Source organism: Streptomyces sp. NPDC035033 (genome assembly GCF_040636735.1).
In the GTDB taxonomy this organism is placed as follows: Bacteria; Actinomycetota; Actinomycetes; order Streptomycetales; family Streptomycetaceae; genus Streptomyces.
This window is the reverse complement of the sequence record NZ_JBEZUZ010000044.1, coordinates 1-11,920: the sequence shown is the minus strand read 5'-3', so window position 1 is coordinate 11,920 and position 11,920 is coordinate 1. Positions and strand designations below refer to the sequence as shown.

Annotated in this window: 13 protein-coding genes; 7 read left to right on the top strand and 6 right to left on the bottom strand. The window is 74.6% G+C overall.

Annotated features, from left to right (window positions below; translation table 11 throughout):
• The first annotated feature begins 79 nt into the window (after positions 1 to 79).
• Together AB0E83_RS19380 and AB0E83_RS19375 are read left to right on the top strand one after the other, a co-directional pair.
• Complete coding sequence (locus AB0E83_RS19380) at positions 80 to 274, top strand: hypothetical protein (protein ID WP_362112830.1); 195 nt, start codon at positions 80 to 82, stop codon at positions 272 to 274.
• 314 nt (positions 275 to 588) lie between these two features.
• The gene (locus tag AB0E83_RS19375) at positions 589 to 747 is read left to right on the top strand and encodes a hypothetical protein (protein ID WP_362112827.1); all 159 of its coding nucleotides are present in this window, start codon (positions 589 to 591) and stop codon (positions 745 to 747) included.
• A gap of 68 nt (positions 748 to 815) precedes the next feature.
• Here AB0E83_RS19375 and AB0E83_RS19370 read toward each other — a convergent pair whose 3' ends face one another.
• Both AB0E83_RS19370 and AB0E83_RS19365 read right to left on the bottom strand, forming a co-directional pair.
• Entirely contained in the window at positions 816 to 2,300 is a 1,485-nt protein-coding gene (locus tag AB0E83_RS19370) for a HAMP domain-containing sensor histidine kinase (RefSeq protein ID WP_362112824.1), read from the bottom strand.
• On the bottom strand, positions 2,293 to 2,967 hold the full coding sequence (locus tag AB0E83_RS19365) for a response regulator transcription factor (protein ID WP_362112821.1): 675 nt from the start codon (positions 2,965 to 2,967) through the stop codon (positions 2,293 to 2,295). The genes AB0E83_RS19370 and AB0E83_RS19365 overlap by 8 nt, the downstream gene beginning before the upstream one ends.
• Before the next feature lie 96 nt (positions 2,968 to 3,063).
• On the opposite strand from AB0E83_RS19365, the gene AB0E83_RS19360 reads away from it, so the two are divergent.
• A complete protein-coding gene (locus AB0E83_RS19360) occupies positions 3,064 to 4,467 on the top strand; it encodes a DUF2079 domain-containing protein (RefSeq protein WP_362112818.1) in 1,404 nt (467 codons plus the stop codon).
• A gap of 3 nt (positions 4,468 to 4,470) precedes the next feature.
• On the opposite strand, the gene AB0E83_RS19355 is transcribed toward AB0E83_RS19360, so the two are convergent.
• Entirely contained in the window at positions 4,471 to 5,148 is a 678-nt protein-coding gene (locus tag AB0E83_RS19355) for a hypothetical protein (protein WP_362112815.1), read from the bottom strand.
• Between the two features lie 141 nt (positions 5,149 to 5,289).
• A complete protein-coding gene (locus AB0E83_RS19350; RefSeq protein ID WP_362112812.1) occupies positions 5,290 to 6,840 on the bottom strand; it encodes a FadD3 family acyl-CoA ligase in 1,551 nt (516 codons plus the stop codon).
• Between the two features lie 92 nt (positions 6,841 to 6,932).
• Between AB0E83_RS19350 and AB0E83_RS19345 the strand changes: the two genes are divergently transcribed.
• Genes AB0E83_RS19345 through AB0E83_RS19335 form a run of 3 tightly spaced genes read left to right on the top strand, consistent with a single transcriptional unit; the run spans position 6,933 to position 9,284 of the window.
• Positions 6,933 to 8,075, top strand: coding sequence for a lipid-transfer protein (locus tag AB0E83_RS19345; protein WP_362112809.1), 1,143 nt, complete (start codon positions 6,933 to 6,935; stop codon positions 8,073 to 8,075).
• 4 nt (positions 8,076 to 8,079) lie between these two features.
• Positions 8,080 to 8,511, top strand: a complete 432-nt coding sequence (locus AB0E83_RS19340) for an OB-fold domain-containing protein (RefSeq protein WP_362112806.1) — start codon at positions 8,080 to 8,082, stop codon at positions 8,509 to 8,511.
• Positions 8,508 to 9,284 (top strand): enoyl-CoA hydratase/isomerase family protein, encoded by a 777-nt coding sequence (locus tag AB0E83_RS19335; protein ID WP_362112803.1) that lies wholly within the window; start codon positions 8,508 to 8,510, stop codon positions 9,282 to 9,284. Before AB0E83_RS19340 ends, AB0E83_RS19335 begins: the two co-directional genes overlap by 4 nt.
• 29 nt (positions 9,285 to 9,313) lie before the next feature.
• Here AB0E83_RS19335 and AB0E83_RS19330 read toward each other — a convergent pair whose 3' ends face one another.
• Positions 9,314 to 9,904 carry a hypothetical protein gene (locus AB0E83_RS19330; protein ID WP_362112800.1) on the bottom strand — a complete coding sequence of 197 codons (591 nt, stop codon included), beginning with the start codon at positions 9,902 to 9,904 and terminating at the stop codon, positions 9,314 to 9,316.
• A gap of 114 nt (positions 9,905 to 10,018) precedes the next feature.
• Between AB0E83_RS19330 and AB0E83_RS19325 the strand changes: the two genes are divergently transcribed.
• Entirely contained in the window at positions 10,019 to 10,636 is a 618-nt protein-coding gene (locus AB0E83_RS19325; RefSeq protein ID WP_362112797.1) for a hypothetical protein, read from the top strand.
• On the opposite strand, the gene AB0E83_RS19320 is transcribed toward AB0E83_RS19325, so the two are convergent.
• Positions 10,633 to 11,920 (bottom strand): PQQ-binding-like beta-propeller repeat protein (locus AB0E83_RS19320; RefSeq protein WP_362112794.1); only part of this gene is annotated, 1,288 nt, incomplete at its 5' end. The two genes, AB0E83_RS19325 and AB0E83_RS19320, sit on opposite strands and share 4 nt — an antisense overlap.

Genomic DNA, 11,920 nt, shown 5'->3' with positions numbered 1-11,920 from the left:
GTCCGACCGTCCACGGGGGAACAGCCGGACGGGCTCCCCACCGCACGACACGCACGCCATCCACCAGGAGGGGAACACCATGGCCGAGATCGACGCGACCGACCCGACCGTCAAGCCGGAGAACCTGCACGTCACCGGCGGCGAGACGGAGCAGATCGGCACCAAGAACCTGCACGTCACCTCGGAGCCGGCCGACGCCATCGCGGACAAGGTCCTCGGTGAGGGCAGCGCCTCGACCGACAACCTCCACGTCACCACGGAGCCGGTCAAGTAGACCACTCCCCCACGGGGATGACGGCACCGGCGGCGACTTCGGGGGAGCTGCCGGTGCCATCCACAGGGGGCCCGGTCGACGGGGGAGCACGCGGTCTCGGGGGACGCCCGACGGAATCGGGGGGATTCCGTCAGGCAGGGACCGCGCGCAACGCGATCAGGTCACCACGCAAGGAGGGGCCGGGCACCCGCCCGGCCCCTCCTGACGTATGCACAGGCCGAAGCTGACGGAGTCAGCCCGACCGTTTGGCCCTGTCGTCCGGTCGCGAGCGAGGGTCGGACCGACAAGGTCATCATCTCAAGAGGGAGTTGAGCGTGATCCGCACCAAGCGTCTCCTCGCCGTCGTCGCCATCGCCGCAGCCGTGGCTGTCGGGACGGCTACTCCGGCCATGGCAAATCTGCACATCACCGGTGACAGCACGAACAACCTGCACATCACCGGTGACACCACGAACGACCTGCACGCCACCTGATCGCCGCAGCGCCGCTCAAGGGGCCCGAACCGCTTGTCGGTTCGGGCCCCTTCGGGTCGGTCGGCGGGTCACGTGGTCGTCGGGAAGCGGGCCACCAGCAACGCGCCCTCTCCTTCCGTGTCCTCGATCGTGAGGGTGCCGCCGTGGGCGTGGGTCAGGTCTCTCGCGATGGGGAGGCCGAGGCCGGCGCCGCCCGTGGTGCGGGTGCGGGCGGTGTCGAGGCGGGTGAAGCGGTCGAAGACGCGGGCGCGGTCGGCGGGCGGGATGCCGGGGCCGTCGTCGTGGACCGTCAGGAGCAGGTCCGGGCCGGTACGGGTCACCGTCACCGTGACCTTCGCGCGGGCGTGGCGGCAGGCGTTCGTCAGGAGGTTGCGGAGGAGGCGGTCCAGGTGGACCGGGTTGCCCGGGAGGACCGCGGGGGACGGGGCCTCGCAGTGGAGGCGCAGGGCGGCCGACTCCGGGAGGTGCCGGTGTTCGCGGACCAGGTCCTCCGCGAGGGCCGCGAGGTCGACCGGTTCGCGGACCGGGGGCACCGAGCCGTGGCCGGCCAGCAGCAGGAGGTCGTCGGCCAGGTGCTGGAGGCGGACGACGTCCACCGTCGCCTCCCGCACGACCTCCTGCCAGTCGTCGACCGACTCCGGGTGGCGGAGGGCCGATTCGAGCTGGGCGCGCAACGCGGCCAGGGGGCTGCGGAGTTCGTGGGCCGCGTCGGCGGTGAACTCGCGCTGGCGGGTGGAGGCCGCCTCGACCCGGTCCAGGGTCGCGTTCGTCGTGCGGGCCAGGTCCGCGAGGACGTCCTCCGTCGGCGGGACGGGGACGCGGCGGTCGAGCGACTGGCCCGTGATGTCGGCGAGTTCGCGGCGGATCGCCTCCACCGGGCGCAGCGCCCGCGCGACCATGACGTGCACGAGGCGGCCGGTCAGCAGGGCCGTCAGCGGGACGCCGGTGGTGAGGGCGATCCAGTAGACCGCGTCCAGCGACTCCTGGGCCTCCTCCAGGGTCTGGAAGGTGTGGACGGCCGCGAGGAAGAGCGCTCCCGCCGCTCCCCCGGCCGTCAGCGCCACCCGGCCCCGGAAGGAGATCCGGGCGCCGCCCCGGCCGATCGCCGCCGCGACCGCCGCCGCCGTGACGAGGCCGGCGGAGGGGCCGACGCAGGCGATGGCCCAGCGGAACGCCTTCTCGGCGACGTCGACCTTGCCGAACTCGTTCTCCTTGACGAGCCAGGTGCCGTACGTGGCGTACAGGGCGGCGGTGACCGCGGCGGCGACGGCCGCGCCCCGGAGCCGTACCCACCACGGGCCGCCCTTCCCCGCCAGGAGGCAGACGGCGGCCACGTACAGGGCGCCCAGCCAGGTGCCCCACGTGGTGATCCACGCGATCTGCGGGCCGACCCGGTCGTCGTTGACGAAGACGGCGGGCCAGGTGGAGCGCGGGCCGGCGGCCCGGTCGGCGTACTGGAGCCAGGCGACGGCGCAGCCGACGACGAGCGCGGCGGCGAGGCCGGACGCCCAGACGGGCCGGCTCGCCCACACGGGGCGCGCGGCGTCACGCACGGCCGCTCACCCGGTAGCCGGCGCCCCTCACCGTCTCGATCGTCTCCCGGCCGAAGGGGGCGTCGATCTTCCTGCGGACGGCGCTGATGTAGACGTGCACGATGTTCGGGTCGCCGGTGAAGTCCGCCGACCACACCTCGTCGAGGACGTCGACGACGGGCACCACCTCGTCGAGCCTGCCCAGCAGGCAGTGCAGGACGGCGAACTCCTTCGGGGTGAGCTCGATCCGCTCGCTCCCCCGCCCGCAGGTGCGGCGGGCCGGGTCGAGCCACAGGTCGCCGGCCTCCAGGAGGGCGGGGACGCGGGCGCCGCCGCGGCGGACGAGGGCCCGCAGCCGGGCCTCCAGGACGACGTACGAGAAGGGCTTGGCGAGGTAGTCGTCGGCGCCGGTGTCCAGGCCCTCGGCCTCGTCGTACTCGCCGTTCTTCGCGGTCAGCATCAGCACCGGCACCTCGTTGCCCTCGGCGCGCAGCCGGGCGCAGACCTGGTACCCGCTGAGGCCGGGCAGCATCAGGTCCAACAGGACGGCCGCGTACCGGTGTTCGCGGGCGAGGTGGAGTCCGGTGACGCCGTCGTGGGCGACGTCGACGGTGTAGCCGACGGCGGTGAGGCCGCGGCGCAGCGAGGCGGCTATCCGTTCCTCGTCCTCGATCACCAGGATGCGCATGGCCCCGAGTATCGCCCGCCGGGGGCCGGCGGTCCCTGAGGAAATCCTCAGGGAGCTTCAGGGGCCCTTCAGGCGGTCCCGCCCAGGCTGCGGCCCATGCTCATGATCACCGCCCCGGAGAAGCCCGCGGCCGTCGCGCCCCGCCTCGCCGCCGCGTCCCGGACCGGGCCCGCGCTCGTCGCCGCCGTCCTCTTCGTCCTGCACACCGCCTTCGCGCTGCGGAACCACGCCCGGTTCCGGACGACCGGCTACGACCTGGGGATCTTCGGGCAGGCGGTGCGGTCGTGGGCGGAGGGGCGGCTGCCCGCGTCGGAGATCCGGACGGCGACCGCCCCGGCCGGTTTCGCGGGCGAGGCGCTGCCGCTGCTCGGGGACCACTTCCATCCGGTGCTCGCGCTCCTCGGGCCGGTGTACCGGCTGGTGCCGCGCGTGGAGGTGCTGCTCGTGGCGCAGACGGCGCTGGTCGCCGCGGCGGTGTACGTGACGGGGCGGACGGCGCAGCGGCACCTGCCGGGGCGGCCGTGGGCCGGGGTCGTGGTCGGTGCGGCCTGCGGGCTGGCGTGGGGCGTGCAGGCGCTGGTCGGCTTCGACTTCCACGAGGTGGCGTTCGCGCTGCCGCCGCTGGCGCTGGCCTGCCGGGCGTACCTGGACGGGCGGGCGGGGGCGGCGGCCCGGTGGGCGGCGGGGCTGCTGCTGGTGAAGGAGGACCTGGGGGCGACGGCGGCCGTCCTCGGGCTGCTGATCGCCCACCGGGCGCGGGACCGGCGGGAGCGGCGCACCGGCCTCCTCCTCGCCGGCGGGTCGGCGCTCGCCGCGCTGTTGGTGCTCAAGGTGGTGATCCCGGGGTTCGCGCCGGACGGGCGGTACCTGTACGCGGAGCGGGTCGGGGGCGCGTACGGGCTCCTGGACGGCTGGTCCGTGAAGGTGCTGACGGTCCTCGCGCTGCTCGCCGTCACCGGCGGGCTGGTGGTGCGCAGTCCGCTGGCGTGGCTGCTGCTGCCGACGCTGGGCTGGCGGTTCGCCTCGTCGGTGCCGTCGCACTGGGAGCCGGGGCTGCACTACTCGGCGGTGCTCGTGCCCGTCGCCTTCGCGGCGCTCGTCGACGCGCTGCGGCGCGGGGCGCGGCTGCCGCTCGCGGTCCCCCTCGGGGCGGTGCTCCTCCTCCTGCCCCTCCAGCCGACCGCCCAGCTCGCCGCGCCCGGTTTCTGGCGGGAGGGTCCGCGGGAGGCGGCGGCGCGGGCGGCGGTCGGGCTGGTGCCGGACGGGGTGCGGGTGGCGGCGAGCAACTCGCTCGCCCCGCACCTCACGGACCGGACGGTGGTGCGGCTCGCCGTGCCGGGGCTGCCGGACCGGGCGCCGGCGGTGGAGTGGCTGGTCCTGGACCGGGCGGACGGCTTCCCGGCCGGGGCGACGGACGGCGTCCTGCGCGCGGTGTCCGGGGACCCGTCCTGGCGGGTGGTGCGGGAGGAGGCCGGGATCGTCCTGCTGCGGCGGGAGTAGGGCCTAGTTGCGCGCGTAGGAGCCGAGTCCGACCAGGCAGTAGACGTACTCGCTGATGGTGGTGCCGTTCATCGTGTAGCGGTGCGAGAAGGCGTACTGCGTCTTGGGGTTGGCGTTGCACCGGTTCATGTCGGAGGTGAAGGGGAAGGTCTGGATGACCTTGTAGTGGGCGTCCGAGGCCGAGCAGGGGACCTCCTCGACGCCGCTGACGGACTGCGCGGTCTCCGAGTCCGGCAGGGTGCCGTTGAGGCAGGTGCCCTTGTCGTACGGGTCGGGCTCCTCCTCGGTGGGGGTGGGCTCCGCGGTGGGGTCGGTGTCCGGGGTGGGGAGGTCGAGGCTGGGGAAGGGCGAGATCGAGAAGGTGGGGACGGTGGGGCGGGCCTCGGGCGCGTCGTCGTCGTTGGCGCCCAGGAGGTACGAGCCTCCGATGATCGCGCCGATGACGAGGAGCGGGACGAGGCAGCCGGCGACGCCGGACTTCCGCCGCTGCGGGGTCTGGCCGCCGGCGACGGTGATGCGGAGGAGGACGGTGCCGCCGGCGAGCTGGACCGGGACGAGGTCGCCGTGGCGGCAGGGCGGGACGTGGAGCCGGGTGGCGCCGGTCGGCAGGGTCACGGGGATGACGACGCCGGTGGCGGCCTGCTGCGGGGTGAGGGTGAGGGGGATCTCCTGCGTGGACACCTGGTGCTCCTCGGATCGGAGGGGGACGGGAGGTCGCGTGCCTCTATGACGTGTACACGCGAGCGGTCGGTTGCCTCGCCGCTCCTTCTTCCATAAAGGGATTCCAATCTTCCGGAAGCCGCGCGCCGGACGCCCGCCGCCTCAACCCCGTTTCCGCAGCTCCCCCTTGACCACCTTCCCGCTCGCGTTCCTCGGCAGCTCCGGGACGAACTCGACCTGCCGGGGCACCTTGTAGTTGGCCATCTCCCGGCGCGCCCAGGCGATCAGGTCGTCGGCGGTCAGGAGGGAGCCGGGGCGCCGCACCGCGAACGCCTTGCCGACCTCGCCGAGCCGGGCGTCGGGGACGCCGACGACGGCGACGTCGGCGACGTCCGGGTGCAGGCCCAGGAGTTGCTCGATCTCGGCGGGGTAGGCGTTGAAGCCGCCGACGATGAACATGTCCTTGAGCCGGTCGGTGATCCGCAGGTTGCCCGCCCCGTCGAGGACGCCGACGTCGCCGGTGCGCAGCCAGCCGTCCGGGTCGATCGCGGCGGCGGTCGCCTCCGGGTCCTCGAAGTAGCCGCGCATCACGTTGTGGCCCCGCACCAGCACCTCGCCCGAGTCGGAGAGCCGGACCTCGGTGCCGGGGACGGGCCGGCCGGAGGTGGTGGCGACGATCTCGTCGGGGTCGTCGCGGCGGCACATGGTGACCAGGCCGCTCGCCTCGGAGAGGCCGTACGCGGTGAGGACGGTGCCGACGCCCAGCTCGGCGCGGAGGCGCTCGACGAGGAGCAGCGGGACGACGGCGGCGCCGGTGACGACCAGGCGGAGGGTGGACAGGTCGTGGGCGGCGCGGGCCGGGTGGTCGAGGAGCGACTGGTGGAGGGTGGGCGGGCCGGGCAGCACGCTGATCCGCTCGGCGGCGATGTTGGCGAGGACGGTGTCGACGGTGAAGACCGGCTGCGGCACGATCACCGCCCCGCGCATCAGGCAGGCCAGGACGCCCGCCTTGTAGCCGAAGGTGTGGAAGAACGGGTTCACGACGAGGTAGCGGTCGCCCTCGGCGAGACCGGCGAGGGAGGCCCACTCCGCGTAGCAGCGCAGGGTCTGGGCGTGGCTGATGACGGCGCCCTTGGGGCGGCCGGTGGTGCCGGAGGTGTAGACGATGTCGGAGGGGGCGTCGGGGTCGATCGCGTCGGCGCGGGCCCGGACGCGCGCGGCCGGCACCCGGTCGCCCTCGGCGAGGAACGCCTTCCAGGTGGTCCACCCGGCCTCGTCGGGCGCGGTGTCGCCGAGCACGACGACCCGCTCCAGGTGCGGCAGGGGCACCCCGGCGCGGCGCAGGGAGGCGACGTACGAGGTGCCGAGGAAGGTGCCGGTGACGAAGAGGAGCCGGGCGCGGGAGCGGGCCAGGACGTCGGCGGCCTCGGCGCCCTTGAAGCGGGTGTTGAGCGGGACGAGGACGGCGCCCGCGGTGACGGCGCCGAGGGCGGCGGTGATCCAGTCGAGGCTGTTGGGCGCCCAGACCGCGACCCGGTCCCCGGCCCGTACGCCGGCCGCCAGGCAGGCGGCGGCGGACCGCTCGACGCGGGCGGCGAGTTCGGCGTAGGAGACGCGGACGCGGCCCTCGGCGACCGCCTCCCGTCCGCCGTACCGCTCCCCCGCCGCCCGTACGAGTCCCGGGATCGTGCCCCACTCCAGTTCGCCACGCATGTCCGTACCCCCAGCCTCGCTGTAGCTGACTATCCGTCAGATTAGTTGTAGCCTGACGCGCTGTCAGCAGTGCTGCCCCATGAGGAGGTCCGGTGCTCAAGGACGCCACAGCCATCGTCGGGATCGGTCAGACGCCCTTCGCGAAACAGCTCCCCGAGACCGAGAAGGCCCTCGCCTGCCGGGCGATCCTGGCCGCCCTCGACGACGCCGGCATCGCCCCCGGGGAGGTCGACGCCTTCGCCTCCTACACGATGGAGGAGACCGACGAGGTCGAGGTCGCCAAGGCCATCGGCGCCGGCGACGTCACCTTCTTCTCCAAGGTCGGCTACGGCGGCGGCGGTTCCTGCGCCACCGTCGGCCACCTCGCCGCCGCCATCGCCGCGGGCCAGGCGAGCGTCGGCGTCGCCTGGCGCTCCCGCAAGCGCGGCTCCGGCCCCCGCCCCTGGAAGAACACCGCCGTCCAGCTGCCCACCCCCGGTCAGTGGACCCGCCCCTTCGGGCTGCTCCGCCCCGCCGACGAGATCGGCATGCTCGCCCGCCGCTACATGCACGAGTACGGCGCCACCCGCGACCACCTCTTCAACGTCGCCCTCGCCTGCCGCAACCGCGCCAACCAGAACCCGGCCGCGATCATGTACGAGCGCCCGCTGACCCGCGAGATGTACATGACCTCCCGCTGGATCAGCGAACCCCTCTGCCTCTTCGACAACTGCCTGGAGACCGACGGCGCCCTCGCCTGCGTCGTCGTCTCCGCCGAACGGGCCCGCGACTGCCGGCAGCGGCCCGTCTACGTCCACTCCGCCGCCCAGGGCCTGCCCGCCCAGCACCACGGCATGGTCAACTACTGGAACGACGACCCGCTCACCGGCCCCGCCTGGACCGCCGCCCGCCACCTGTGGAAGACCGCCGACTTCGGCCCCCAGGACGTCGACGTCGCCCAGATCTACGACGCCTTCACCCCGCTGATCCCGCTCTCCCTGGAGGGGTACGGCTTCTGCGGGCGCGGCGAGGGCGGCGCCTTCACCGAGGGCGGCGCCCTCGAACTCGGCGGCCGGCTTCCCCTCAACACCGGCGGCGGCGGCCTCTCCGAGGCGTACGTGCACGGCTTCAACCTCATCAACGAGGGCGTGAAGCAGCTCCGCGGCACCTCCACCGCCCAGGTGCCCGGCGCCGCCACCTGCCTCGTCACCGCCGGCGAGGGCGTGCCCACCTCGGCCCTACTCCTCAGGAGCTGACCCGATGCTGAACCCCGTCATCGACGAAGACGGCGCCCTCTTCTGGGAGTTCACCGCCCGCGGCGAACTCCGGATCCAGGCGTGCGCCGAAGAGGGCTGCGGCGAACTCCGCTTCCCGCCCCGCCCCTGCTGCCCGCACTGCCGGTCCTTCGCCACCGAGTGGCGGCTCATGTCCGGCCGCGGCCGGATCTGGTCGTACGTGCTCCCCCACCCGCCGCTGCTCCCCGACTACGCCGACCAGGCCCCCTACAACGCGGTCCTCGTCGAACTCGCCGACGCCCCCCGCGTCCGCCTCGCCGGCAACGTCGTCACCGCCCCCGACGCCCCCCTGAACTCCCTCGACCCCGCCCGCCTGCGGATCGGCGCCCCCGTCCGCGTCGCCTTCACCGAGATCGACGGCATCGCCGTCCCCCGCTGGCTCCTGGAGCGCGGATGACGATCTCCCTGGAGCGGGACGGGACGACCGGCGTCGCCGTCGTCACCCTCGACCGGCCCGAGCGGCTCAACGCCCTCACCCTCGCCATGGCGGACGAACTCGCCGCCGTCTGGCGGGGGTTCCGGTACGAGGACGACATCCGGGCGATCGTCCTCACCGGCGCCGGCGGCCGGGCCTTCTGCACCGGCGTCGACCGCGACGACGCCGGCCGGGTGCCGCAGCCCTCGTCCCCGTACACCCTCGACGACCCGCTGATCGCGATCGGCCCCAAGGCCAACGACCTGTGGAAACCGGTGATCGCCGCGGTGGAGGGGATGGCCTGCGGCGGCGCCTTCTACCTGCTCGGCGAGGCGGAGTTCCTCATCGCCGGCGAGACGGCGACCTTCTTCGACCCGCACACCACCTACGGCATGGTCAGCGCCTTCGAGACCGTCCACATGGCGCAGCGGATGCCGTTCGGGGAGGTCGCCCGGATGGCCCTGATGGGCTCCGCCGAACGGATCTCCGCCCGGCGGGCGTACGAGATCGGCCTGGTCAGCGAGGTGACCGGGCCCGGCGGGGCGCTCGCCGCCGCGCGGGAGGCGGCGGCCGTCATCGCCGGGTACCCGACGGAGGCCGTGCAGGGCACCGTACGGGCCCTGTGGACGGCCAAGGAGGCCGTCAGGTCCCAGGCCCTCGCCCAGGCCCCGCACCTCATCGCCCTCGGCAACCTGCCGGCGGACCGGCAGGCGGAGCTGTTCACCGGACGGCGGACGGGGTACCGGACGCGGTAGCCGCCGCCCCGCGCGCCCGTCGGGCGCGGCTACGCCTCGCGGACGTCGTACACCCAGCAGTTCCGCACGCGGTCGACGGCCTTCGGGTTCTTCATCCGCACGTCGAAGGTCTTCGTCTCGTACGGCTTGACGGTCACGTCCACGACCGCCGAGTCCACCGCCGAACCCGCGGTGCCCTTGAACTCCAGCGTCACCTGGAAGGTGGTCTCGGTCAGGGCGTCCGAGGTGATCCGCAGGGTCGCCGTGGTGTCCGCCTTGCGGGCCGGCCTGCCCTTGCGCTTCTTCTGCGCGGGCTTCACGCAGTCGACGACGACCACCTTCGCGGTGGCGGTGGTGGTGCTGGGCGCGGGCTCGGCGGTGTACTCGCTGCCGCCGCTGCCGCTGCCGCTGCCACCGCTGGAGTCGCCGCCACCGGAGCCCGCGTAGTCGTCGTTGTCCTTCTTGTCGCTGGAGCAGCCGCCCCCGTCGCCGCTCCTGGACTTGCTCTTGCCGCTGCCGCCCTTGCCGCCGCCGCTGCTGCTCGTCTGGAAGCCGGTCAGCGCCAGCACCACCACCGTCAGGGTGGCCGCCATCTTCAGCCGGGTCCGTGTCATCGCCGTCTCCCCGTCCGTCGTCGTCATGTGCGCGCCACACCCTAGCGGGGGCCGCGCCCCGCATGGCGGGCCCCCGCCACCCGGCGTAGCGTCGGGAGCGAGAGAGCCCGACCGCGACGCCGCGCGCAAGGAGGCCGATCGATGATCCGCAACGCCGTCGGCTCGGTCCTGGCCCTCGCCGGAGCGACGGCCGCCGTCTGGAGCCCCTTCCGTGCCTGGTACGACGGCCGTCCCGGGCGCGACTATCCGATCGACGACCTCTTCACCGGCGTCACCGACGCCAAGGCCGAGGTCATCGGCTCGATCCTGCTGCCCTTCGCCTTCGCCGCCCTCCTCGCCCTGCTCGGGGTGGTGCTGCGCTCCCGGCCGCTCGTCGCCCTCGCCGGGCTGGTCGTCCTCGGCTTCACCGTCCTGTGGGCGGTGCGGGTCGGGCAGGCCGAGGAGGGCCTGGTGGTCTCCGGCGACGGACGCGGCCTCGGCGTCGGCGTCGGCCTCGCCTTCGGCGGCGGGGTGCTGCTCCTGCTCGGCGCCCTCGTCATGTCCGGCCGGCCCCGCCGCCACCGCCTGGAGCCGGCCGCGCCGCCGCCCGCGCACCCGGCGCCCGACGAACCGCCGCCCGGGGAGGCCCCGCCGCCCGGACGGTCGCCGTACGACACCGAGACCCGGTCCATGCCGTACGCCGCCCCCGGCCGCTTCGACGTCCCGGCCGAGCCACCGCGCGACCGCGACCGGGACCGGGACGAGCCCCCGAGGGGTTAGCGGGCCGCGGCGCCCCGGCCGGTCGCGGTGCCCTTCGCCGCGTCGAGCGCGTAGACGCAGCGGTCCTTGCTGCACGCGTACACGACCCCGCCCTTCGCCACCGGCGAGCCGGTGATCTCGCCGCCGGTGGCGAGCTTCCAGCGGAGCTGCCCGCCGGTCGCGTCCAGGGTGTACAGGACGTGGTCGGCGGAGCCGAAGTGGACCCGCCCGTCGGCGACGACGGGGGTGCCGACCAGCTCGCCGCCGGCCGCGAACCGCCACCTGGGGGTGCCGGTGACCGCGTCCAGGGTGTAGAGCGCGCTGCCGCTGCCGACGTGCACGTTGCCGTCCGCGACGAGCACCGGCTCGGACGACTGGCGCGGCTCGGTCGCGATCCGCCAGCGGTCCTGGCCGGTGGTGGCGTCGAGCGCGTACACCGTGCCGAGGTGGTCGGCGAGGTACACGCCGCCGCCGGTGACGGCCGGGCCGGGCGCGAAGGCGGGCGGCGAGAGGAAGACGGCGGGCGCCTCGAAGTGCCAGCGGACGTGCCCGGCGGCGATGTCGATCGACAGGACGCGGGTGCCGGCGGAGACGTACACGCAGCCGTCCTCGGCCGGGGCGACCCGCACCGGCACGTGCCCGCAGGAGGCGGCGTCGCCGATCGGGTACGACCAGCGCTCGGTGCCCGTCCGGGCGTCGAGGGCCACCAGCCGGGCGTCCCGCCAGACGTACACGGTGTCGCCGTGCACGGCCGGGCCCGCCTCCGGGGTCTCGAAGTCGGTCTGGCAGCCGGTGATCTCCCACAGCTTGGCGCCGTTGGACGCCTCCCAGCCCTGCACGCCGCCGCCCCGGGTGCCGGTGACGACGGTGCCCCGGTCCACCTGGAGGGAGTACACCCAGGCGTCCGTGCGCAGCCGCCAGCGCTCCCCGCCGTCGGTGGCGTCCAGCGCGTAGAGGGTCGGCCCGTCGGAGGCGTGGATGCGGCCGCCGGCCACCGCCATCGACCAGGCCACGTCCCGGGTCTTGAACTGGCGCCGGCCCGAGCCGGTGTCCAGCGCGTGCACCTCGAAGGAGGTCACGTACAGCAGGTCGCCGTCGACGACCGGCGTCCCCCACACGTCGTTGGACATGCGGAAGCGCCACGGCCGCCACGGGCCCGGGGCCGGATCGGGCTGCGGGGACTGCTGCTGCGGTACGGGGGCGGGGGCCGGGGCCGCCTCGCCGCCCGGCGGCCGGAGCCAGCCGGTGGCGTGCGGGTCGGCGGCCTGCCCGAGGGCGAGGGCCGCCCGGGTGTCGGCGACCCGC

Bases quoted from the DNA above. Each gene is read 5' to 3' on its own strand.
- AB0E83_RS19380 (WP_362112830.1), top strand. From the start codon at position 80: ATGGCCGAGATCGACGCGACCGACCCGACCGTCAAGCCGGAGAACCTG.
- AB0E83_RS19365 (WP_362112821.1), bottom strand. From the start codon at position 2,967: ATGCGCATCCTGGTGATCGAGGACGAGGAACGGATAGCCGCCTCGCTG.
- AB0E83_RS19360 (WP_362112818.1), top strand. From the start codon at position 3,064: ATGCTCATGATCACCGCCCCGGAGAAGCCCGCGGCCGTCGCGCCCCGC.
- AB0E83_RS19350 (WP_362112812.1), bottom strand. From the start codon at position 6,840: ATGCGTGGCGAACTGGAGTGGGGCACGATCCCGGGACTCGTACGGGCG.
- AB0E83_RS19340 (WP_362112806.1), top strand. From the start codon at position 8,080: ATGCTGAACCCCGTCATCGACGAAGACGGCGCCCTCTTCTGGGAGTTC.
- AB0E83_RS19335 (WP_362112803.1), top strand. From the start codon at position 8,508: ATGACGATCTCCCTGGAGCGGGACGGGACGACCGGCGTCGCCGTCGTC.
- AB0E83_RS19330 (WP_362112800.1), bottom strand. From the start codon at position 9,904: ATGACGACGACGGACGGGGAGACGGCGATGACACGGACCCGGCTGAAG.
- AB0E83_RS19325 (WP_362112797.1), top strand. From the start codon at position 10,019: ATGATCCGCAACGCCGTCGGCTCGGTCCTGGCCCTCGCCGGAGCGACG.